Origin of the sequence: Alteromonas sp. P256, assembly GCF_036864455.1 — a bacterium.
In the GTDB taxonomy this organism is placed as follows: domain Bacteria; phylum Pseudomonadota; class Gammaproteobacteria; order Enterobacterales; family Alteromonadaceae; genus Alteromonas.
Window position 1 is genome coordinate 363,851 of record NZ_JAZETM010000003.1, and the last position, 22,769, is coordinate 386,619.

Sequence of the window (22,769 nt, forward strand, 5' to 3'; positions counted from 1 at the left end):
GACTAAGCATAGACAGAAAAGCAAACCTTGAATTTAACCACGTTAATAACTATTAACGCACAAAGGTAACTGTTGTTATGTTACAGACAAGCATTCAACTGCGTGAATTGTTATACTCGCGCGGTTATTACGTTTTAAAATAGGAACGAAGTGAAAGACGTTAATTCTGACCGCCTAAACACAACATTGGCAAAGCAATATCAATTCGACCTGAAATCGCTCTTGAAAAAAGCTTCTGTATTAACAAAAGCTAACTTTTCTCCTCTGCTTCAAAGCAGCGTTGTCTTATTTCTCGCCTTTGTGGTGATGGGAGTGATTGCTCAACGGTTTATCACTATCAACGATGACGGTAGTTATATTTTTGAGCATCAGTCAATTTTTGAAATTGTAGCGATATGTGTTGTTTCTCCATTAATAACCGGTCTTTACATGGCGGGCGTTAAACATGCTAGAGGAGAGAGCACCACGGTCTTTTCGGTTTTTGCCTATTTTCCTTTACTGTTTTTAGTTGCATTAACACAGCTGGTTAACAGCATTTTAGTGCAGCTAGGTTTAATGCTTCTCATTATTCCTGGCATTTATTTCTATCTCGCCTCGTCGTTTGCTCTTATGCTGGTCGCAGATAGAAAATTAACGCCTATCAGCGCCATTATTCTCTCTTGTCGCGTTTTTAATGCATATTGGAGTCAAATACTGAGCGTATACGGCGTTTTCTTTCTATTATTTGCTACTGTGCCGCTTACCTTTGGTTTATCGCTAATTTGGGTATTACCCTTTTATTTCAGCGCGATGGGATTGTTGTACGATGAATTGATAGGAGAACAAGGCGCCAGTGTTACTGCATCAGGGAATGACGTAAAAGAGTCTAATTTTAATGCATAAGCGAGAAACGTTTAAAATTGTCCTCATCACCATTGGTGTATTGGCTGTTATTGTTATTAACGCCATTATATTTAATGAGGAAACTCAGGACATACTCGACGTTCCAGAAACCATTAAGGCGAAAAAGCCCGTACCAGATTTTTCTGTCTACACGCAGGTAGAAGAAAAGAAGACTGCTTTTTTTAACTATTTGAGGCCAGAAGTAGAAAAACAAAACGCGTACTTGCTTACACTTCGTCATTATGTGCAAACCCTTTATCGAAAAGCGTTAGCTGAAGAGCCATTTAGCGAAGACGACATTACCCGTCTGGCGTGGTTAGAAAAAGAGTACCGAGTAAAGTCTTCAGATCCGCTGAACACGAAATTGCTTAACTTATTGCAAAAAATTGACGTGTTGCCTGCTGAGCTCGTCTTAGTACAGGCTGCTAATGAGTCAGCGTGGGGCACAAGTAGATTTGCCCGGGACGGCTATAACTTTTTCGGTTTGTGGTGTTTTAGCAAAGGATGCGGCTTTGTTCCAAGCCGGAGAAACGATGATGCTTCTCATGAAGTGGCAAAGTTCGACAACCTATCACGGGCTACATACACTTATATGCGAAACCTAAACCGGCACGATGCGTATAAGGATTTACGAGAAATTCGTAGCCGATTAAGAGCCAATCAAATTGCTATTAACGGTGTAGCGCTAGCCGAAGGCTTAATGAAATATTCTGAGCGTGGCGCTGCCTACGTGGAAGAACTACAAAATATGATCAAATACAACGAGGAGTTTTTGGGCGAATGATACGAGTTGCTATGGTGTTGCTGTGTGGGTTTTTCACCGGTCAGTCAATTGCAGAAACAATTGATGTTGAATACAGTCGGTTTTATAGCCACGTAAAGAAGTTGGATAACGAAGATACCCAAGCTTTGCAATTCGCATTCGGATTTCTACGTGTAGGTGAAGGTCGTTTATGCGGGGTTAACAGTGCTGAAATTGTCACTGACAAACAAACAATGAGCCTAGACATAAGCAGTGAAGGGCGCTTTACGGTGCCTACCGAAAAAGCGCTTAAACTTGCAAATGCAATAATACGAATATCGTTGGTTGAGCGCGCCAATGTGTGCGACATGTCGGTACAGCTTGAGACTAAACCAGAGTATTTAAAAGCTCGCTATACCAAAGATGAATTAACGTTTGTGTATGGCCAGTACGAAGCGTTCTTTAATGAAATGGGAAGCTTCCTGTCTTTTCTCATGCCAACGGTTAAAGGCTTGATGATACATTTTGAGGACAGAGATTTAGACTACACTACGCCTGAAGGCGTGACCATCACCAATGGTGTATTGCATATTGAGCAAGAGTGGATAAGCGAAGCAAAAGGGTTATCGTTACCGCAAGCTCCGCTTCGTATTACCGCAATGGCATCAAGTTAATAGCTGATAGCGTATTTGCTCTGCCAGACGGGTGATGGTTTCTTCACCCTTTGCGCAGAGCTCTTCTGCTCGGTGAAATTCCATAATACCTACGTCAGTGAGCTGAGGCTCTATTAAGATATCAGGCGGGTCGCCAGCAAGTCGAGAGCGGGTTACTCGAGCTTGTAATATCTCTAATGAACTACTCATTACGCTCATTATTCCAGGCGGGTTCTTCTTATTTACCGTCTCAGGCACTTCCATTACTTCTTCTTCAACCTTTTCGATAACCTCAGCGCCTAATGAATCGTTGTTTCCTTTAGTTTTTTTATCAAGGCCGTCTTCAGAGCCACGGTCATCCGACTTGCTGTCTGATGAGAACCACTGTTTAAGTGCATTTTGACTTTTGGTGAAGAAGTCTTCAGTTTTTTGTTGATTGTCTTCGTGATCTTTACGTAATTTTTCAAGTCTAAGAGGTCTAAAGTCGGCATTCAGGTTAACCGCAATGACAAAATCAGCACCCAGTTGACGACACAGGTTCACCGGCACAGGGTTTACCACCGCTCCGTCTACTAACCACCTGTCGTTGTAAGCTACCGGTGAAAAAAGTGCAGGAATAGCACAAGAGGCTTGAATAGAAGTACCCACAGGGCCTTTGTCAAAAACAACTTCACGCCCGGTATACAAATCTGTGGCCACTGCGGCAAATGGCTTATTCATTGCCTCAAAGCTATCTGCGCAAAAGTCGCTGGCAAGTTTATCAAACACTTTTTGACCGCTGGCTAGGCCGCCTCTTCGCAGCCCAACGCCCATGAGGGCTAACACCTGCCAATCACTAAGAGAACAGGCCCACTCTTTAAGACCTTCAAGCTTCCCACTTGAATATGCGGCGCCTACGTACGCACCAATGGAACAACCAGCCACAACATCAATATTAATACCTAGTTTTTCTAGTGCTTGTATAATGCCAATGTGGGTCCAGCCTCTCGCTGCACCCGCTCCTAAAGCGAGTCCAATTTTCATCTATTGAGGTTCCATGATGTTAATGATGTCGATAGTGTCTGCTGGCTCGGCTGACTGCTCACTTTCTGGCTTTTCAAAAATGGGCTCGTCAAAGCCAATGTCGCCATCTTCCACCGGGCCATCATGTGTAGCTATTGATTGAAAATCGTATAAGTTATTGTCAACTAAATGGGATGGCGCCACATTCTGAAGTGCACTAAACATAGACTCAATTCGTCCAGGAAAGCGCTTATTCCAATCTTGAAGCATGCCCTTAATATGCTGACGCTGTAAATTATCTTGTGAGCCACACAAATTACACGGGATAATAGGAAAGTCAGACAGTGTAGAGTATTCTTGTATGTCGCTTTCTGTGCAATACGCCAATGGGCGTATAACGATATGCTCGCCGTTATCACTGACTAGCTTAGGCGGCATAGACTTGAGCTTTCCACCGTGAAACATATTGAGGAAAAACGTTTCAAGCATGTCATCTCGGTGATGGCCTAACGCTATTTTGGTCGCCCCTAGCTCTTTTGCTGTGCGATACAAAATAGCTCTGCGCAGCCTAGAGCATAGGGAACATGTGGTTTTGCCCTCAGGAATTTTGTCTTTCACAATAGAATAAGTGTCTTCTTCTACTATCTGATAGGCCACGCCTAAACTGTTTAAATATTCAGGAAGAATATGCTCTGGAAAGCCAGGTTGTTTTTGGTCTAGGTTCACGGCCACAATATCAAAGTGAATAGGGGCGGCGCGCTTCAAAAACAGAAGAATATCAAGCATGGTATAACTGTCTTTACCGCCTGAAAGACATACCATCACTTTGTCATTCTCTTCAATCATGCCAAAGTCGGCTATGGCTTTTCCCACATTGCGACGAAGACGCTTTTGCAGTTTATTGAAATGGTGTTTTTGCTTACTTTGCGCTGCAGCAGAGGACGACGATTCAGCGCCGTTTGTGCCTAAACTCATAATTAACTAACTTGGTTTGTGTAAAAGCCGCTATTATACAATAAAGCGGCTTTTGTTAACTATGCTTGTGTACGTTAAATATCTACGCATACAGTTTCACTACGCCCTGTTACGTACCGTCGCCATTTTTTAGCGTTTTCTTAGCGTAAATAGAGGGCACCTTGAGGCCCTTGTGAGCGCTACACGGTATAGGGCGACACAAATCCGTTAGGCTTTATGGCTAAAACATCGCAATTTAGCGCATCAATAACATGTTCTGCGGTATTGCCAATCAGCGCGGCCGATATGCCAACCCGTCCAACGGTGCCAATGATCACCAACTCAGCATCTATCTCTTTAGCAACTTGAGGGATAACACGTTCAGGTAACCCTTCTTTCACAATACATTTGTTAGGGGCTATACCGTGCTTAGCTGCATGGGCATCCATTTCATCAAGGTGATGATTTTTGACTGCGCTGTGGTATTTTTCTGAATCAAACTCGGGAACCTCTATGGCAATGTTGAGAGGAGTGGCGGGGTAGCTATTGACCAAATTAACATGGCCTTTTAACAGCCGAGCATACTCATTGGCTATGTTGGTTATTTTGTCATTCAGGGCTTCGTGTTCTTCATCTTCGCTGCCCACGTTCACCGCCGCAATTATCTCACCATTTTTAGGCCAGTCATGGTCTTTTACTAACAACACTGGGCGAGGGCATTTTCTCATGAGATGCCAGTCGGTTGGCGTGAATATAACAGAGGCTAGGTCATCGTGATTTTTTGTTGCTTTGACGACTAAGTCTATTTGGTTGTTCAGCGCGTAGTAAATGATGGATTCGTACGCTTTACTGTTCCACTCAACAACGATGTCGATATTGGAAAAACCTTGCTCTTTGAGCTGCTGTGACAGCCGCTTAGATTGGTCTTTAGTCACAGCATCGCGCATGGTATCGCGCTCATCAACGCTTAGCATGGTGGTCATATCGTAAGAAAGGTCGTATACAACCATTAGCGCAGTAACCGTTGCACCTGTTTTTCTGGCAACTTCTAGTGCGCGGCTTAACGCAGGTTGGTTGTCGCGCTCTGCATCGAGAACCGCTAAAATGTGATTACACTCAATCATAACTTCTCCTTCCTATGAAGCTTCTCATTAAGTGTAATAGACAATAGGGAAAATGTGGCTTGTTTTAGATCAAAAATTTAACATATTCATCTTTGCCTTTTACGAAAACAACACGCACTACCCATTGCAAACAATGCTCGGCCCTTTAAGCGCGGAGACTTTGCCGTCGATAGCATCAAAATCGAGTATGGTGATCAGTTTGCCATCCACTTTAATTAGCCCTTCTTTTTGAAAACGACTCAGTAACCGACTAATAGTCTCAATAGTCAGGCCTAAGTAATTCCCAATTTCGTTGCGGGTCATGGTTAAGTGAAATTCTCTGTGAGAGAAACCACGCTCTTCAAAACGCTGAGACAAGTGAGATATAAAATAAAGCAGACGTTCTTCGGCAGTGCGTTTATTGAGCAACATAATCATATCGTGGTCTTGCTTTATTTCAGCACTCATAAAACTCATGATTTGATGGCGAAGCTTCGGAAACTGAACAGACATTTCATCAAGGGTGTCGTAGGGAAGCTCACAAACCATGGCCGTTTCGAGCGCCTGGGTGTAGCTTTGATGTCTACTTTCGCGAAGCGCATCGAAACCCACAATATCACCAGGGAAATGAAAACCGGTTATTTGTTCTTCACCATCTGAGTTAGTCACAAATGATTTAAACGATCCGGTTCTTACTGCAAATAATGACGTAAACGTGTCGCCGTTATTAATTAATGTGTCACCTTTGTGCAGCGGCTTTTTGCGTTCGATAATATCATCGAGAGATTCAATCTCGGTTTTATTCAATGCCACAGGTAAACACAAGTGACTGAAGCTGCAGTTTTGGCAGTGGATAGAGAAACCGCTTCCTTTGCTCATAATTTCTATTCTCTTAAAGTTCACACCCCTAAATGGTACAACATCATTTAGGATAATGCGCTATAAATAAGATAAGCCGCATATAAGGCCATGGCAATGGCAATGTATTGTCGAACAGCACTATGCTTAAACCCCTGAATAATATACTGGCTACCGGTGCTTACAGCAAGCAAGGTTGGAAGTGTACCCAGCCCAAAACACAACATGATACCAGCGCCTTGAATCGCTGAGCCTGCCGCGAGAGACCAGGTTAAAGTGGAATAAACTAGGCCACACGGTAACCAGCCCCAAATAAACCCATAGGGTATGGCACTAAAAGGGGTTTTAAAGGGGAGAAATCGTTTTGAAACCGGCTGGATATAGCGAAATAGATGTTTGCCCACACTCTCAAGCGCAGTAAGCCCTGTCCACCATTTTCCTAAATAGCATGCCAATAAAAATACCATAACGGCACTTAAAATGGACAACGCATAGCTGGCCACGGGTACAAAGTCGGAAGCCATTTTGCCTAAGGCTCCGGTGATTGCGCCTGCGAGGGTGTAGCTGATAATACGACCAATGTTGTATGCAAGAGTGAAGGGAAGTGCAGGTTTATCTTTTGGCGTTACCATTCTAAGCGCCGATACAATGCCACCGCACATTCCAACGCAGTGTACTCCGCCGGCTAAGCCAATCAAAAATGCAGAAAAGTAATTAATCTGATCCATGCTTATCTTGTTCTTGCTGAAGCTTTTTGCGTTGTTCGGCCAGCTTCTTTTCTTCAGGCGGTAAGTCGTCATCAAACAAAATGCTGTAACCTTGTCGGTTTAAGTCTTCAAACTGATTTGATTTAACAGCCCAAAAAAAGATAACGATCGCAAGAGCAACAATGATAATCGCAATGGGTATTAAGACATAAATAATGCTCATGTTATTTGCTCAATAATCGTGTTGAATTTGTAACCACAATGATACTGCTTAACGACATTCCTACAACAGCCATCCAGGGGGAAAGTAAACCCGAAACGGCAAAGGGTAGAATGATAATGTTATACAGCACAGACCAACCAATGTTTTGGCGAATTTTTTTCCGGGTTTGGTGCGCTGTATCGATAAGCGCCGGTACAGACAATAACTGATCGCCCAACAAGATAACATCTGCGGCGGTTTTAGCCACATCAGTGGCGTTGCCTACAGCCACTGCAACGTCGGCACTGGCCAATACTGGCGCGTCGTTAATGCCATCGCCCATCATCAACACTTTTTTGCCTTGTGACTGAAGCGTTTGAACCTCCGCGTATTTCTGTTCAGGAGTAAGACCGCCCAAGGCGACAGATACGGGCAGTGAGGCAGTAAGGTCGTCTACGTTTTGCTGCGTGTCTCCACTAAGCACAACCAACAGGTTTGTTAAAGCCAAAGCTTCTAGGGTCGATTTGGTATCATCACGTAGCGTATCGCTTACTTCAAAGGCTGCAACCAGTTTCCCCTTTGTCGCTAAATATACATTGGCGGCGATGGGAATACTTTCGTTACTTGATGAGTTAACACCACAAAAGACAGCTGAACCCATTTCAAAAGCAACGTCGTTGACTTCGCCACTTATTCCGCCACCAGGTGTCACGGTAAATTGAGAGACTTTGTGCTTCACGTCATCAGAAAATGCGTGTGCGATAGGGTGCTCAGAGCGTGATTCTAGTGCCGAGGCAATTTCCCAAGCCCGCTGACTGTCTACACCTTGCGCATACCAGCTATGTCGAACGCTAAATTTGCCTTGGGTAAGCGTACCCGTTTTGTCTAAGGCTACCGTATCAATTGTGGTAATTTGCTCAAGAGCATCGGCTCTCTTTAGCAAGATGCCTTGTTTGTTCAATTTTGCCATTGCACAGGTTAAGGCTGAAGGCGTTGCCAAACCTAATGCACACGGGCAGGTAGCGACAAGCACAGAAATGGTGATCCAAAACGCTTCTGCATTGCCGATATAGGTCCAATAGCCATAAGTGAGTAATGCAATGAGTAACACCGATACGACAAAGTAGCGAGAGAACTCATCAGCAAGCTGTGCCGCCTTTGGCTTGCTGGCCATAGCACTTGCCTGCAAACGCATTATCTGATTAACCAGCGCATTCTTAAGGGTATTTGTTACGACAACGGTTAATGAGCCGTCTTTGCATATTGTGCCGCCATACACTGTGCTTTTCTCATGTTTCATCACAGGGTTGAATTCCCCGGTCAGCATGGACTCATCCACCGACGCATTGCCGTCAGTAACGTAGCCATCGATAGGAATAGTTTCCCCAGGCTTTATTAGCACCACATCGTCTTTTGACAGTTGCTTAGCTAAGCATTCGCTCACGCTTCCGTCGGCTTCTAATTTAGTTGCAGAAACGGGTATGTACTGCATCATATTCGCTGAAATTTGCGCTGCACGATGTCTGCTTCTATGCTCTAAAAACCGGCTTAGCAGCAGCAAAAAGATAAACATACAAATAGATTCGAAGTACACCTCTCCTTGTTCAAGCAGGGTTGAACGAATACCTGCTATGTAGGTACCAAAAATAGCGATGGTCACGGGCACGTCCATATTGACTGTTTTGGCGCTTATTGCTTTTAATGCGCCCAAGTAAAATGTGCTTCCGGAATAAAGCACCACTGGCGTGGTAAGTGTCAACGCCACCCAATAAAAGTATTGTCGGGTTTCTAATTCGATAGCGCCAAACCAATCAAAATATAGGCCTGCCATCAGCATCATAACCTGCATGGTCATAATACCCGCTAACCCCAGCTTTTTAATAAAGACTTTTTCTTCGCGCTTGTAACTGGCCTCGTGCTCATCAGGGTGAAAAGGGGAGCCGGAATAGCCGATGCGCTTTAACGTAGATAGAATTTGGCTTAATTTAATGATTGAGGCAGACCAAGTCACTAAGGCACGACGTTCCTGTACGTTTACCGCAACTTGCTTAATACCCTCTACTTTGGATAGTTGCTTTTCAATTAACCAACCGCAAGCAGCACAGCTGATACCCTCAAGGGTTAACTGTATTTGTTTGTGCTTGCCTTCATCAAAGACGAATTCATCTTGAAGCGTTGGATCATCAAACACTTTTAACCTGTCTAAGGTGTCGAGAATGCTATCGTCAGACTTTTGGGCAGGTTCGGTTCTAAACTGATAATAGTCTTCCAGGCCATTGCTTACAATGGCCTCAGCAACCGCTAGACAGCCAGGGCAGCACATTTGTCTGGTCTGGCCTAAAATGACGGTTTCAAAACGCTTGTCGTCATCATTGGGTAAACCACAGTGATAACAGGTAGTTTCGCTCATTACGGGTTAAACTTTATAACATCATTAGTAGGCAATATGAGTGTATTTTGGATTTTCCATGTTTCGTCCACGGGTGTCAGCGAAACCTGCCATTTACCGTCTAAATTCGCTTCTATAAATCCACGATAAATACCGTTGGCATCACGGCTAAGTAGGGTGCTCACATCTTTATCTTCTAAAGTCACGTGATAAAAGTTCAGCTTAAGCGCATTGCCCTCTGCTGGAATACCTGAGTGAAATTCTAATGCAATGCTACCGTCTTTTACGGTGAGATCAGAGGTCATATTAAGTTTGCGTGCAACGGCCTCTTTGTCTAGTCGTGCATTAATTGCTTTACCTTCCTTATAGTAATCGTCTACCACCAAACTATCTTCTGTTGAAATGGCAAGCTTAAGCAGCACGCCACCCATGATTGCGGTGATAACTGGCACGGCAATAAGAAACCACGGCCAAAATTGTTTATACCAAGGTGTATTCATTAATCGTTGATCTCATCGTTGTTTTGCTAACTGCATGTTCATAATTACTTACCACTAACTTATTGCTTTGCGATTTTCAAAAACAGCACAAAATAGTCATGAATATACATTTATTGTTTACATTTCATAGCGATTGGTAATGTAAGACAGATGGCTAAGTGATGGTATTTTCTCATAAAAAAAGCCCCGCAGTAACGGGGCCTTTTGCGATATTTAGCTTTTCAATGATTAATCATTTGAAAGGCTATATACGTAAGCTGCAACAACGTGAATCTTATCTTTACCCAACGTCTTTTCAAAAGCAGGCATTACACCGTTTCTGCCGTAGGTAAGGGTTTCTGTCACCGCTCTGTGGCTGCCGCCATAAAGCCAAATGTTGTCAGTAAGGTTCGGAGCGCCAAGCATTTGATTGCCCTTACCGTCCATACCGTGACACGCTGCACAAGCCGCGAAGCGAGTTTTACCTGCTTTCGCTAACTGTGGATCTACATCGCGACCGCTAAGGCTAAGCACGTAGTTAACCACTTCGTTAATACCGTCTTCGCCCATTGCGTCAAGCCATGCAGGCATTGCTGCGCGACGACCGTTGATAAGCGTTTCCACAATTTTATCGCCCGAACCGCCGTACAACCAATCGTCATCCGTTAGGTTAGGGAAGCCGCCATTCTGACCACGCGCATCAGAACCGTGACACTGTGAACAGTTTTGTAAGAACAAGCGTTGACCAACTTTGTTGGCTTTTGCGTCCTTCGCTAACTCTTCAACAGGCACTTGTGCATAAGCTTCAAAGATAGGGTCAAACTTGTCTGCCGCATAATCTAGTTCGCGGTCATACTCAACGAGTTTACCTTGCTCTTTAGCATCTATACGCGCCTGCATAGACTCTTCTAAAGACTGAATGTTCTGGTTCGAACTTTTCCATCCTAGAAGACCCTCGTATGCACCTAAGCCTGGGTATAGTGCAAGATATAAAAAGCCCCAAATGATGGTGATGTAGAACATAATTGTCCACCAACGAGGAAGCTGATTGTTCAGCTCCTCAATACCATCGAATTCGTGCCCCATTGACTCACCTTCTGGCACACCTGTCTGGTTAGAAAGGCACCAGCGCAGAAGGAAGTAGCAACCAATGATCAACCCTAGGGTTATCACTGAAATCCAAATTGTCCAAAACATACTCATGAGTTCAAGACTCCTGCTAATCTTCTTTTGATTTTTCTTTTTCTTCGTCTGCAAACGGAAGGTTTGCGGCTTCATCAAACTTTTGTTTGTTGCGACTACTGAAAGCCCACCAAACTATGCCGATAAAGCTAACAAAGACGATGATAGTAAAAATGCTGCCTATAATTCCTTGATCCATATTATTTCAAATGTGTGCCAAGAGATTGTAGATAAGCAATAAGGGCCTGCATTTCTGATTTACCCTGTACTGCCGCTTTTGCACCCGCGATATCTTCATCGGTGTAAGGAACACCAAAGCCGCGGAATACTTCCATTTTCTCTGCCGTCAACTCGCCTTCAAGCGTGTTTTCTGCAAGCCAAGGGAAACCTGGCATATTAGACTCTGGAACAACATTGCGAGGATTAAGCAGGTGAACACGATGCCACTCGTCACTGTAACGACCGCCAACACGCGCTAGGTCAGGACCTGTACGTTTTGAGCCCCATAGAAAAGGGTGCTCCCATACAGACTCACCAGCAACACTGTAGTGACCGTAACGCTCAGTTTCAGCGCGGAACGGGCGAATCATTTGGCTGTGACATCCTACGCAACCTTCACGTATATAGATGTCACGACCTTCAAGCTCAAGTGCAGTGTATGGACGTAGCCCTTTAACGGGTTCCATTGTTTGCTGTTGAAACATCAACGGCGTTATCTGAACCATGGCACCAAAGCTGATAGCAACCAGAATTAGTACGGTTAAAAGACCAACGTTCTTTTCAATTAACTCATGTGGATTTTTCATTATTCGACTCCTTTACTACGCCGGCTGTGTCGCTGGGTCAACAGCGATGCTGCCTTTAGGGGCACGAACGGTTTTCCATGTGTTGTAAGCCATGACAAGCATGCCCGCAACCACAAAACAACCACCAATGAAACGCACTACATAAAACGGCTTCGATGCTTCTAAAGACTCAACAAAACTGTACGTCAGTGTGCCGTCTGCGTTAACTGCACGCCACATAAGACCCTGTAGTACGCCCGACATCCACATTGCTACGATGTAAAGTACAACGCCAATTGTGGCAAACCAGAAGTGAACATTAACAAGACGGGTACTGTACATTGCCGGCTGGTTAAAGAGTATTGGGATCAAGTGGTAAATAGAGCCAATTGACACCATAGCAACCCAACCTAGTGCACCCGAGTGAACGTGTCCGATTGTCCAGTCTGTATAATGCGATAGTGCGTTTACTGTTTTGATTGCCATCATAGGGCCTTCAAAGGTAGACATACCATAGAAAGACAATGAAACAATAAGGAAGCGCAATACTGGGTCGGTGCGTAGCTTATGCCATGCGCCCGATAGGGTCATTATGCCGTTGATCATTCCGCCCCATGAAGGCACGAATAAGATAATCGACATCACCATTCCCAATGACTGTGTCCAATCTGGAAGGGCAGTGTAATGAAGGTGGTGAGGACCAGCCCAAATGTAAAGTGAAATCAGCGCCCAAAAGTGAACGATTGATAATCTGTATGAGTAAACCGGGCGTCCAGCTTGTTTAGGCACGAAGTAATACATCATCCCTAAGAATCCGGCGGTAAGGAAGAAGCCTACAGCGTTGTGTCCGTACCACCACTGCATCATGGCGTCCACTGCACCCGCGTACAAGGAATATGATTTGGTGAAAGACACAGGAATTGCCATGCTGTTACCAATGTGCAAAACAGCAACGGTAAGCATGAATGCGCCTAAGAACCAGTTTGCCACATAAATGTGCGAAACCTTACGAATCACCAACGTACCGAAGAAGTTGATAATGTACGCAATCCAGACGAGGGCAATTAAGATATCGATTGGCCATTCTAGCTCAGCGTATTCTTTTGAACTGCTAAGCCCCATGGGTAACGTGATAACAGCTAGTACGATGACTGCTTGCCAGCCCCAGAAAGTAAATGCAGCGAGCTTGTCACTGAACAGTCTTACCTGGCTGGTACGTTGAACGATATAGTACGACGTCGCAAATAATGCGCAGCCGCCAAAGGCAAAGATAACGGCGTTAGTGTGCAAAGGACGCAAACGCGAAAATGTTAGCCACGGTGTGTCAAAGTTGAGCATAGGTGCAAACAATTGCGCTGCAATGAATACCCCCAGTCCCATACCAATGATACCCCAGACTATGGTCATGATGGTAAATTGCCTAACTACTTTATAATTGTAATCAGGTTGTGCTTGGCTTGTCTCACTCATTTTAATGAATCTTCCACTTCAAATGAACTATGGTCTCCAACTGCCAAAATAGTGCGGTTGAAACGCGTATCAGCTAATAATAACGCTTCACACCGAGCCCGGAAAGAGTAATAATTATTGTCTCCAAGCCAGTTGGTCCGCGGATAATAAGGTTTTTGATAACAAAAAGATACCACAAACTCGTCTTGCTTGATCTCTATCAATAAAGAAATACATAAAATTTAAGAAATGAAAAAAAGCGATAACAATAAAAGATCAAAGTTTTTACAAACTCAGTTGCCTCTCGTCGCTATTTTAGTCGTTGCTGTGTGTGTGTATGTCGCACATAGTTATCAATCTTCAGTCTCTACCGACACTGATATTATAAGCGGTTTAAAAAGTAGCTGCACGTTTTCCAACAAAACTTGCGAATTCTTAATTGATGGTGAATTAGCCGTAGCACGGTTTTCTTCACAGCCAATGCCCGAAGAATCAATTACGCTGTCTCTTCGTATGCCAAACAATGAAATTATAGAGAGTGCATGGATTGAAGGGGTAAATATGTATATGGGAAAAGTGCCCGTACTGCTCGAACAATCGGTGAAGGGCGAGTGGAGTGGTTGGTTTATGTTAGGTAGCTGCAGCGAGCCGGTAATGACATGGCAACTCCGATTAAACATAAAAAAACAGGCAGCGCCAAGCTACCTGTATTTTACTACTGAGAGCTAACGACGCTGTTACATCATAGCCTGTAGATAATTCTGCAAACCAATGCGTTTAATAAGTCCCAGCTGTTGCTCTAACCAGCGTGCGTGGTCCATTTCAGTGTCGTCAAGTAATACAATCAGCATGTCTCGGGTTACATAGTCGTTTTCTTGCTCACACAGCGCGATAACTTCACGCAATTTTGCATCAACCTCATATTCCACGCGTAGGTCGCTTTCAAGCATTTCAGGAACGTCAGTTCCCACTTTAAGACCTGTGCGAGTGACCATATCTGGCGTGCCTTCTAAAAACAGCATGCGCTCTATTAGCTTAGTAGCATGGCCACGCTCATCGTCAAACTCGTGGTCGATGCGCTCGTACAATTTGTTGAAGCCCCAGTCTAAATACATCTGAGAATGTATAAAGTACTGATCCATCGCTGCAAGCTCATAGCCCAGTAATTCGTTAAGACCATTGATGATGTTTTGATTGCCTTTCATTAGTCGTCTCCCATTACTTGCGCTTGAAGATAGTTTTCAATGCCCATGGCATCAATTTGATATTCTTGCGTTTCAATCCAGTCTAGATGTTCTTCTTCGTATTCAAGAATGTCTTCGAGTAAATCTCTTGAAACGTAATCTTGTTTTTCTTCGCACAGCGCAATGGCTTCGCGTAGAAGGGGAAGCTGTTCTTTTTCAAAACGAGCGTCACAATTGAGCATTTCAACTGTGTCTTCGCCAATATAAAGTTTTCCAAGCGCCTGAAGATTAGGTAAGCCTTCAAGGAATAAAATGCGCTCTATAATGTCATCTGCCTGCTTCATGTCTTTAATCGACTTTTTGTAGTTCTTGGTATTGAGAACTTCAAATCCCCAATTTTTAAACATACGAGCGTGCAGAAAGTATTGATTTATCGAGGTAAGTTCGCTTGTGAGAACCTCGTTCAATTTCGCTATAACTTGTCTATCGCCTTGCATTGCGAACGTCCTATCTGGAAATAATGTTTGGAGTCTAGTTGAAAGTGCGGGGTATGTCAAAAAATTTAAGTAAAAACAATGATTTACTAATGAAAACAGTTCTCAATCAATCCTTCGTTCGCATTAGTAATACCTTACTGATGGGAGCGTACATACGTTAAGCTCTCATCGGCGAAACCAAGGCCTGCTTCAGTAAAGAAATTAAAGACTTTATCTATGCCGTTTTCAAGTAAGTAAGACACTTCATCTTCATAGCGCGCTATGGCTGCAACACGGCCCTGATAACCCGCGTTCTTTAGCTGAGTAGTAATATTTATCGCGTCTTGAATAGAGGGTAATGCTAGCAGTACTAGCTGCGTACTGTCTAAATCTAGATTTTCCCAGAGGTCTACATCTTCGCCATCGCCGCAAATTACCTTATGGCCTTCGGTTGCCATTTTCTTAATTTTAATTCTATCTGCATCCATACCACATACATTGACGTCAGACAGCTTAGACAGGGCGTTAAACGCGCCTCGGCCTACGCGACCCATACCAATCACTAAAAACTCTGCTTGCGACAGAGTAGGGTATACGTCTTCTTTTAATCTCTCGTCTTTTTCATACCGCTTAATCTGGTCTTTAAACCGGTTATATTGTGAATGAGAACCTTTGTATAAAACGCTTGTAAAAACAAATGAGATAGATACCGCGAGGGCAATAATGACAAGCCATGATTCTGCCAGCAGTCCCATGGAAACCGCGACGGCACCAACAATAAGGCCAAATTCACTGTAGTTCCCCAAAACTAGACTGCTGAGGTAAGCGGTTCTTCCGCGAAGGCGTAACGAAGTAAAAAGCCCAAAAAACAACATGGCTTTTAAAGGTAGAAAAAGACAGAATACTAAGGCCATCCCAACCATACTCAGAGTAGGTAATGCAGTAAGACCAATCGTTAAGAAGAAGCCAATTAAAAACAGATCTTTAAAGCCTAAAAGTGATTTTGATAGCTCAGTGGCTTTTTCATGTTGAGCCAACATGATGCCAAAAATGAGCGCACCCAAATCTCCCTTTATGTTCACTAGTTCAAATAATTGATAACCGCCAAGTGCTAATATAAAACCGGTAAGAGGGAGAAGTTCACCGTGTCCAGATTTGCTTATTATTTTATTAATAAGCGGCATGGCAGGGAATAGTGCGAGTAGCCCAAGCGCATATACTGAGGGAAGTTTACCTGTAGCTGCCACGAGAAACACTACCGCAAAAACGTCTTGCATCACTAAAATGCCAATGGCTAAGCGTCCGTGACGGGTTTTACTTTCACCACTTTCTTCAAGCACTTTTACAACGCAAACGGTACTGCTAAAACTAAGCGCAAAGGCAATAAGAACAGCACTTTGCCAAGAAACGGCGTCAGAGGTTTGGGCGACCAACGCCGCAGCACCGTATATAAGGCAGGTGATAACACCAATCCAGATTAGTGTATGAGAAACACTGCCGGCCCATACTTCTCTTCGACTTAAATCTTTAAGATTAAGCTTAAGCCCAATAGTGAATAGCATAATGGTTATACCCAGATTCGCTATTTGGGTAAGATCATCAGTTAACGAATAACCAGCGAAGTTGAGAAGAAAACCTGCGATGAGATAGCCAACAAGTGGCGGTACACCAATTAATTTAACCGTTAATCCACATACGAAAGCAAAGAGAAGAAACGCATACTCCATGGATACTTTAACCCTATTAGTTTTAATAATGACGGTGCTGTAAGGTCATCGCGCCCTAGTATTAATAAGTCTTTATGTATGGCAGACCTCAATGGTATAAACATTATCACGTAAAATATAAAATTCGCATAACAATTACGGCTCACCAACTCCATAACTGGTTATGCGTAACTCTATTTATTGATCTCAATCAATAAAGTTACATAAAAACAATTAGATATTAAAGTTTACATAAACTGCGATGGGAAGCATAGAGCACTGGGTTTCCGTTTTAGCAATACCAATAATCAAGCAACGCCAGTGAAAGAGGTAAAGGAAGTACAATGCGAAAAACAATTTTATTCACATTAACTGCATTAGTTGCAATTAATGTTGGTTTGACTGTCATCGAGCCTAGTTTGTGGTGGCTACTCATCGTCACAGCATCATTACTCACCATTGGTTTATATGACGCTTATCAACCTCAGCATGCCATACTGAGAAACTTTCCGTTGATTGGCCGAGCAAGATGGGGAATTGAAGGGTTACGGCCTTATATTCAACAATATATTATCGAAACGGATACAGGAGGTGCCCCTATTTCTCGTATGTTTCGAAACATAGTGTATCAAAGAGCCAAAGATAGCAGAGAAACTGTCCCTTTCGGTACACAGCTGGATACTTACGAAGAAGGCTATGAATGGATGGGCCATTCTCTAGCCGCCCGGGAAGTTGACGATGTGGAACAAAACCCACGTGTGAATATTGGCGGTCCCCATTGCAAACAACCTTATAGAGCGAGTGTACTCAATATAAGTGCTATGAGTTTTGGCAGCCTATCGAAAAACGCTATTTTGGCATTGAATAAAGGTGCGGCTAAGGGCGGTTTTTATCACAACACCGGGGAAGGCGGTCTCACCCCTTATCATCTTGAAAACAAGGGCGATGTGGTGTGGCAAATAGGCACGGGCTACTTTGGTTGCAGAACCGAGGATGGTAAGTTTGAGGATGAAGCGTTTAAAGAAAAAGCAACGCTAGAAAACGTGAAAATGGTTGAAATTAAGCTGAGTCAGGGAGCAAAGCCGGGTCACGGCGGGATTTTACCTGCTTACAAAAATACCCCTGAGATAGCTAAAATCAGAGGGGTAACAGCGGGTACCCAGGTCGACTCACCACCACGGCACAGTGCGTTTTCATCACCGTTGGAAATGGTTGATTTTATTCAACATCTAAGAGATTTAAGCGGTGGGAAGCCCGTTGGGATTAAGCTAGCTCTAGGCAGAAAAAGCGAATTTATTGCTATGTGTAAAGCCATGGTGAGCAAAGGAATAACCCCTGATTTTATTACAGTAGATGGGGGCGAGGGCGGCACTGGCGCAGCGCCGCTTGAATACACCAACTCTATTGGCTTTCCATTACGTGACGCGCTGGCCTTTGTGGATGATTGCTTAATGGGGTTTGGTTTACGTGAAAATATAAAGATAATTGCGTCAGGTAAAATAATCAGCGCATTTCAATTGGCTAAAAACCTTAGTTTAGGGGCTGATTTATGTAACAGCGCGAGAGGAATGATGTTGGCGTTAGGCTGTGTGCAGTCTTTGTCGTGTAATACCAATAAGTGTCCAACAGGTGTTGCTACACAGGATCCGCGATTGGCGAGAGGTCTCAACGTCGAAGACAAATTCGAGCGAGTCTATCGCTTTCATCAAAAGACGGTTCATGCACTTATTGATTTATTGTCATCGACCGGCCACAAAAATACCAATGAGTTAAATAGAACCCATATATTTAAGCGTATCGACCAGTGTAATGTTGCCCGTTATGACGAAATGTACCCTTTAATTAAAAAAGGCGCTTTCTTAACCGATGAAATTCCTGAGCGCTACAAATTACACTACGAGGAAGCTAACGCAGATAGCTTTATGCCCTCTAGCTTGCTTGCGGAAATAGATAAAGAAACAAAGGCAGTGTCCTAGACATCTGCCTTTACCTTAAATCTAAAAGAGGCGTTGAATAACACTCTCAAACCTAATTAACATAGCCCATTCAGTCGTTGTTTTCAGCCGCTTTTTCAGGGACCCTCAGTTGATATAAACGGTAGTCGGTGGTGCGATAGGGCATCACTTTGTATTTAGGCTGCAAATAAGACACTAGGTCTATGAGTTCACTCACAGTTAATTCATCATTGATAATACGCATAAACGAAACGCCGTCTTCACTGGTAAAACTCGCCGGACGACGTGGTGTAAGTTTGTGAGAAGGATTAATAATACTGGTAACTAATTCACCATAGGTTTTAATTCTGCCACTGCTACCGCCAAGGGGAATAGGGTGGCTTATTAAATAGCTCGCATCACTGTCTGCTTTTTCACCTGCAACCGTGTGACAGTCGTTACATCCATACTTCTTAAATACCGTTTTACCTTGTTCGGTGTCGCCCTCGGGTAAGCTGAAACCTCTAGGGGATTTTGCACCTTGATCGCATGCACTTAGAAATAAGCACGCCAGTAGCATTATTGTAATACGCATAGTTTTCTCCTTAACCAACCCATGTGATTCATTAACAAGTATTGTCTAAATATAACCGACACAATTTGATTTAGCTCAATCCAAAGCTAAAAAACATGCACTATGATTAACATCACAACAAAGTTAAAAGGACAACACTATGCAGAGCTACGATACTATTCTAGTACCTATTGATGTGTATTCTGATTACGAGTTGGTAGTCGAAAAAGCAATTGCAATATCGAGCAGCAGTCAGCGGCTACATCTATTATATGTGGCTTACCCGCAGACTAATGTAGAGCCTTATGGATTTTTTCTAGAGAAAGACTTTTCACAAGAAGTACGTGAACACGCATTAAGCGTATTGAAAGATGTGGCAGATAAATACGAAATACCACAAACTAACATTAACGTAGAGATTGGTTCGCCTTCAGATGAGATACATCATTTGGCAGAGAAAATAAGCGCAGATTTAATAGTTGTCGGTACTCATGGGCAAAGCGGTTTGAAACTACTTTTAGGCTCTACTGCCAATGCCGTATTACACGGTGTTAAAACCGATGTGTTAGCAGTGAAAGTATAAAAGCTCTCGCACAAAAATTATCCAAATACACATATAAAATCAAAAGCAAAAAAACAGGTGGAGCTTTAGAAAGCTCCACTTGCACTATTACTTAAACATACTATTAGAATTAGCTAATTAAATTCGCGTCTCAAATTCGCAATCTAAATTCTACGTTTAAGACTTTATAACGCTTTGATTGATAAACCGCAGCTGTCTGTCACAAAGGTGCGAATAGTACTTTCAAGATTTTTAAGGTGAGAGTAGTGAACTGCAGTTTCCCCACCAAACTTAGTACTGTTAATAGTGAACACAACATCGGCGTCACGTGACGAAACACAAAGGCGAATGGCGTCAACACTTTCGTTTACAGGCACATGCATGTAAAGCGGTTCGTTATGAGAATCTAAATAGCTAAGTGCTTCAGAATCACTTTTAAAGGGCGACTGCTTTTCAGGTTGCAATTTCCAGTTTGATGAGGGAATCACAATTTCTGCCAATAATTTTCCATGTTTAGAATCAATTCTATTACTCATAGTATCTCCATGCGTTTGTATACATTCAGTATTACCTAATGGATACGCAATAAAGGTAAAGTAAGTTCTAATTTACCCTGACAGGAAAGATTCAATCAACTGATTAGGTTACGCATAACATTATGATGTGCATAACACTCTGTTTTATAGTTACTTTGAGGATTCAATTTTTCAACGCTGAGAACACTAGCGCTTATGCTTTGAAGACAGTTTTGCCATGCCGCCACGTTTAACACTGGCTTGTTTGGTATAGTGGCCTGGCATTTCCGGTGACTGCCAGCCGCCCGCTAACTGCAATTCGGGCAACGATGCGCCGTCTTCTGCTAACGAAACAGCTCCACCAACTCGTCCACTGTGTGGCGTGATATTTTCTTGGAGACCTGCTCGGGCTGCAATTCGCTGCCACAACCTATAAATACTAGAATAATTCAACACAGCGTCTTGGTTTGCGCTATGGGTTTCTTGATAAGGATGAAGCGCCGTTTTGTGATTATTAACCCGCCTAAACAATACACCTTTACTAATTGAACGAGGGTCATTTTGATCTCGAGGAAGTGATGTAGAAGGGTTATTATTTGCCTCGTTGATATATTCGTTAATCATAGAAAGTGTACTCGATGAAACATATCGATATTGGCCTTCGCCACTTTGGTCGCTCTTGGAAGACACAACGAGTACCGTGTTATTTCGATGAGAAATGTGTTCAATGCACACCCTGACTAATTCGTCTGCACGAAGAAGGGCATCGAACATAAGATTAATAATGGCTAGGTCTCGAAGTTCGAGCAAGGAATCGGGGATGATTTTATTATTGATCTGCTCGACCATTTCGATAGTGAGCGGTACCGCTTGTTTATGAGACATACGAAACTTTTTGTTTTCTATAAGCGACAACCGAATAAAATCTCTAAGGTAGACCGAACGAATAATCGGGTTAGGTAGCTTTGCCATGCCTAAGAACTTACTCAATGCTGAAAGCCGTCGCTTGATGGTTCTGTAGGCAAGGGGAGTTTGGCATAGCAGGGCAACGTATTCTTTTATGCATTCTTCATTGTTGGTAAAGCTATTGTTCAAACCTTGAAAACTATTCTGCTTACAGAAAATGGAAAATTCGTTGTAATCACTGATATAAGCTCGCTGTGTGTTGTAAGGCAGTTTAGAAAATATATCTGTGAAATACTTCTGAAAACTTTGGTCAGCAGACGAATAGGCATGATTATCTGAAGTAACACCGTATGCACCATTTGAATCTTCTGCTGTATTTGCCAGCTGTGCTGAGAATGTTTGATGGGAACGATGATTAATTGTCATAACGCCAAGGCCTCAATGGATTCTTTATCAAATGTAGGTAGCCTTTTTCGAAAAGGGCTTTTACTCACTGAGTTCAAAGTATTCAATGCATCACGTTAACGGACCAAGTGCCGTGTAAGTTGACGCTTTTTGTTGAAGCAGCTTATGCTGCAACTTAAGGGACACTTATGGCATATCTTTTTGGGAAGAAAAAGACTAGATTAACTGTAAACCAATAAGCGCTCTTAAGCTGCGGCGTCACAAAGCGGGAACATACTTAATAAATCCATAGTCGGCACACAGTTCTGAAGAGTTAAAGTTAGTTCATAAATATATGAAAATACGAACCTTTCTAAGTATTCACGCATGATAACTGTAATTATCATGCGTGAATATTCAGCATGACAATATCGGCATTATAAGCTCGATTCAGGTACATTAAACACCTCTTCAAACCTCATGGAAAATAACATATAACTGTTCATTTATACAGTTTTTGACGGTATTTTAGTGTGATTTAGACTACAGATGATGCAATGTGGCTCAGAAAACAGGCGCTCCTACGTAAAATCTGAGACCTTTTCCGGGCATCTACCTTGCAGAATTCACAAAAATGACGTTTTTAGATATAACGTTACCTTTCAGTAAACAAGAACTATGTGAAGCGAGTTCTTTATCTTAAAAGGCAATAAGCGGCAGCGCTCAAAAACTCCGCTCATAAACTCGGCTCATAAAAGTATGCAGTGATAGCACGCAAAATTATGAAACAAAATTCAAAACCCGCGAATTCGGGCCTCATTAAAATGTATACCTGGTAGCTAATAAAACAAATTAGAAAGCATAAATTACTTATAAACACTTCATCGATACCTAACGTTCTCTTTTTTACTTTAAATATTTGAAGTGGGAGATAGACAGTACAGTCGTTTTACTCAACTTTGTTAATCAAAACAACTTGTCTTGAATTTATCATTAAATAGATTCCGAACTATTACGGTATTTGATCCCAGCTGAGCAATATTGAGAAAATCTGTCCTCCATATAGTCATTACTAGTAAACTAAGAATCGATAACTAGCCTCAAAAACCTAAGCGAAAATAGAAATAGAATCAGAAAGCGA

The 22,769-nt window shown here is 42.8% G+C and carries 24 protein-coding genes; 6 read left to right on the forward strand and 18 right to left on the reverse strand.

All coding sequences use genetic code 11. The features are described 5' to 3' along the window. Nucleotides 1-150: 150 nt before the first annotated feature. Genes V7R39_RS07300 through V7R39_RS07310 form a run of 3 tightly spaced genes read left to right on the forward strand, consistent with a single transcriptional unit; the run spans nucleotide 151 to nucleotide 2,298 of the window. Nucleotides 151-882 (forward strand): stress protein, encoded by a 732-nt coding sequence (locus V7R39_RS07300; protein WP_163106368.1) that lies wholly within the window; start codon nucleotides 151-153, stop codon nucleotides 880-882. Beyond that, the gene (locus V7R39_RS07305) at nucleotides 875-1,666 is read left to right on the forward strand and encodes a glucosaminidase domain-containing protein (RefSeq protein ID WP_334029705.1); all 792 of its coding nucleotides are present in this window, start codon (nucleotides 875-877) and stop codon (nucleotides 1,664-1,666) included. Before V7R39_RS07300 ends, V7R39_RS07305 begins: the two co-directional genes overlap by 8 nt. Then, nucleotides 1,663-2,298, forward strand: a complete 636-nt coding sequence (locus tag V7R39_RS07310; RefSeq protein ID WP_334029707.1) for a DUF2987 domain-containing protein — start codon at nucleotides 1,663-1,665, stop codon at nucleotides 2,296-2,298. The genes V7R39_RS07305 and V7R39_RS07310 overlap by 4 nt, the downstream gene beginning before the upstream one ends. Here V7R39_RS07310 and V7R39_RS07315 read toward each other — a convergent pair. The 12 genes from V7R39_RS07315 to ccoN form a co-directional block, all read right to left on the reverse strand. Then, entirely contained in the window at nucleotides 2,290-3,300 is a 1,011-nt protein-coding gene (locus V7R39_RS07315) for a patatin-like phospholipase family protein (protein WP_334029708.1), read from the reverse strand. The genes V7R39_RS07310 and V7R39_RS07315 overlap by 9 nt on opposite strands. Then, nucleotides 3,301-4,254 carry a tRNA 2-thiocytidine(32) synthetase TtcA gene (gene ttcA, locus V7R39_RS07320; protein WP_334029709.1) on the reverse strand — a complete coding sequence of 318 codons (954 nt, stop codon included), beginning with the start codon at nucleotides 4,252-4,254 and terminating at the stop codon, nucleotides 3,301-3,303. Between the two features lie 179 nt (nucleotides 4,255-4,433). After that, complete coding sequence (uspE, locus tag V7R39_RS07325; protein ID WP_334029711.1) at nucleotides 4,434-5,357, reverse strand: universal stress protein UspE; 924 nt, start codon at nucleotides 5,355-5,357, stop codon at nucleotides 4,434-4,436. 117 nt (nucleotides 5,358-5,474) lie between these two features. Further along, a complete protein-coding gene (gene fnr / locus V7R39_RS07330; RefSeq protein ID WP_334029712.1) occupies nucleotides 5,475-6,215 on the reverse strand; it encodes a fumarate/nitrate reduction transcriptional regulator Fnr in 741 nt (246 codons plus the stop codon). Between the two features lie 47 nt (nucleotides 6,216-6,262). Next, nucleotides 6,263-6,922 carry a sulfite exporter TauE/SafE family protein gene (locus V7R39_RS07335; RefSeq protein ID WP_334029713.1) on the reverse strand — a complete coding sequence of 220 codons (660 nt, stop codon included), beginning with the start codon at nucleotides 6,920-6,922 and terminating at the stop codon, nucleotides 6,263-6,265. Further along, complete coding sequence (gene ccoS, locus V7R39_RS07340; RefSeq protein WP_334029714.1) at nucleotides 6,909-7,124, reverse strand: cbb3-type cytochrome oxidase assembly protein CcoS; 216 nt, start codon at nucleotides 7,122-7,124, stop codon at nucleotides 6,909-6,911. The genes V7R39_RS07335 and ccoS overlap by 14 nt, the downstream gene beginning before the upstream one ends. 1 nt (nucleotide 7,125) lies before the next feature. Beyond that, the gene (locus V7R39_RS07345; RefSeq protein ID WP_334029715.1) at nucleotides 7,126-9,513 is read right to left on the reverse strand and encodes a heavy metal translocating P-type ATPase; all 2,388 of its coding nucleotides are present in this window, start codon (nucleotides 9,511-9,513) and stop codon (nucleotides 7,126-7,128) included. Continuing rightward, nucleotides 9,513-9,992 (reverse strand): FixH family protein, encoded by a 480-nt coding sequence (locus V7R39_RS07350; RefSeq protein WP_163106358.1) that lies wholly within the window; start codon nucleotides 9,990-9,992, stop codon nucleotides 9,513-9,515. The genes V7R39_RS07345 and V7R39_RS07350 overlap by 1 nt, the downstream gene beginning before the upstream one ends. Nucleotides 9,993-10,220: 228 nt before the next feature. Continuing rightward, on the reverse strand, nucleotides 10,221-11,174 hold the full coding sequence (gene ccoP / locus V7R39_RS07355) for a cytochrome-c oxidase, cbb3-type subunit III (RefSeq protein ID WP_334029718.1): 954 nt from the start codon (nucleotides 11,172-11,174) through the stop codon (nucleotides 10,221-10,223). Between the two features lie 16 nt (nucleotides 11,175-11,190). Beyond that, nucleotides 11,191-11,352 (reverse strand): cbb3-type cytochrome oxidase subunit 3, encoded by a 162-nt coding sequence (locus V7R39_RS07360; RefSeq protein ID WP_032096241.1) that lies wholly within the window; start codon nucleotides 11,350-11,352, stop codon nucleotides 11,191-11,193. A 1-nt stretch (nucleotide 11,353) separates the two neighbouring features. Continuing rightward, on the reverse strand, nucleotides 11,354-11,959 hold the full coding sequence (ccoO, locus tag V7R39_RS07365; RefSeq protein WP_032096240.1) for a cytochrome-c oxidase, cbb3-type subunit II: 606 nt from the start codon (nucleotides 11,957-11,959) through the stop codon (nucleotides 11,354-11,356). A gap of 15 nt (nucleotides 11,960-11,974) precedes the next feature. After that, entirely contained in the window at nucleotides 11,975-13,408 is a 1,434-nt protein-coding gene (gene ccoN / locus V7R39_RS07370) for a cytochrome-c oxidase, cbb3-type subunit I (RefSeq protein ID WP_334029720.1), read from the reverse strand. A 228-nt stretch (nucleotides 13,409-13,636) separates the two neighbouring features. Between ccoN and V7R39_RS07375 the strand changes: the two genes are divergently transcribed. Then, nucleotides 13,637-14,116, forward strand: a complete 480-nt coding sequence (locus V7R39_RS07375) for a hypothetical protein (protein ID WP_334029722.1) — start codon at nucleotides 13,637-13,639, stop codon at nucleotides 14,114-14,116. A gap of 8 nt (nucleotides 14,117-14,124) precedes the next feature. Here V7R39_RS07375 and bfr (V7R39_RS07380) read toward each other — a convergent pair whose 3' ends face one another. The 3 genes from bfr (V7R39_RS07380) to V7R39_RS07390 all read right to left on the reverse strand — a co-directional run bounded on the left by bfr (V7R39_RS07380) (nucleotide 14,125) and on the right by V7R39_RS07390 (nucleotide 16,774). Continuing rightward, nucleotides 14,125-14,592: a bacterioferritin gene (gene bfr, locus V7R39_RS07380; protein ID WP_032096237.1), complete on the reverse strand. Its 468-nt coding sequence runs from the start codon at nucleotides 14,590-14,592 to the stop codon at nucleotides 14,125-14,127. Next, on the reverse strand, nucleotides 14,592-15,068 hold the full coding sequence (gene bfr / locus V7R39_RS07385) for a bacterioferritin (RefSeq protein ID WP_032096236.1): 477 nt from the start codon (nucleotides 15,066-15,068) through the stop codon (nucleotides 14,592-14,594). Before bfr (V7R39_RS07385) ends, bfr (V7R39_RS07380) begins: the two co-directional genes overlap by 1 nt. A 134-nt stretch (nucleotides 15,069-15,202) precedes the next feature. Beyond that, entirely contained in the window at nucleotides 15,203-16,774 is a 1,572-nt protein-coding gene (locus tag V7R39_RS07390; protein ID WP_334029725.1) for a cation:proton antiporter family protein, read from the reverse strand. Nucleotides 16,775-17,097: 323 nt separating this feature from the next. Between V7R39_RS07390 and V7R39_RS07395 the strand changes: the two genes are divergently transcribed. Continuing rightward, the gene (locus tag V7R39_RS07395; RefSeq protein WP_334029726.1) at nucleotides 17,098-18,729 is read left to right on the forward strand and encodes an FMN-binding glutamate synthase family protein; all 1,632 of its coding nucleotides are present in this window, start codon (nucleotides 17,098-17,100) and stop codon (nucleotides 18,727-18,729) included. A gap of 70 nt (nucleotides 18,730-18,799) precedes the next feature. Here the strand turns inward: V7R39_RS07395 and V7R39_RS07400 are convergent, their stop codons facing one another. After that, nucleotides 18,800-19,282, reverse strand: coding sequence for a c-type cytochrome (locus V7R39_RS07400; protein WP_334029727.1), 483 nt, complete (start codon nucleotides 19,280-19,282; stop codon nucleotides 18,800-18,802). Between the two features lie 139 nt (nucleotides 19,283-19,421). Between V7R39_RS07400 and V7R39_RS07405 the strand changes: the two genes are divergently transcribed. Continuing rightward, a complete protein-coding gene (locus V7R39_RS07405; RefSeq protein ID WP_334029728.1) occupies nucleotides 19,422-19,844 on the forward strand; it encodes a universal stress protein in 423 nt (140 codons plus the stop codon). Between the two features lie 164 nt (nucleotides 19,845-20,008). Here the strand turns inward: V7R39_RS07405 and V7R39_RS07410 are convergent, their stop codons facing one another. Both V7R39_RS07410 and V7R39_RS07415 read right to left on the reverse strand, forming a co-directional pair. Then, nucleotides 20,009-20,359, reverse strand: coding sequence for a hypothetical protein (locus tag V7R39_RS07410; protein ID WP_334029730.1), 351 nt, complete (start codon nucleotides 20,357-20,359; stop codon nucleotides 20,009-20,011). Nucleotides 20,360-20,545: 186 nt separating this feature from the next. After that, entirely contained in the window at nucleotides 20,546-21,670 is a 1,125-nt protein-coding gene (locus V7R39_RS07415; protein WP_334029732.1) for a tyrosine-type recombinase/integrase, read from the reverse strand. Nucleotides 21,671-22,769: the final 1,099 nt, after the last annotated feature.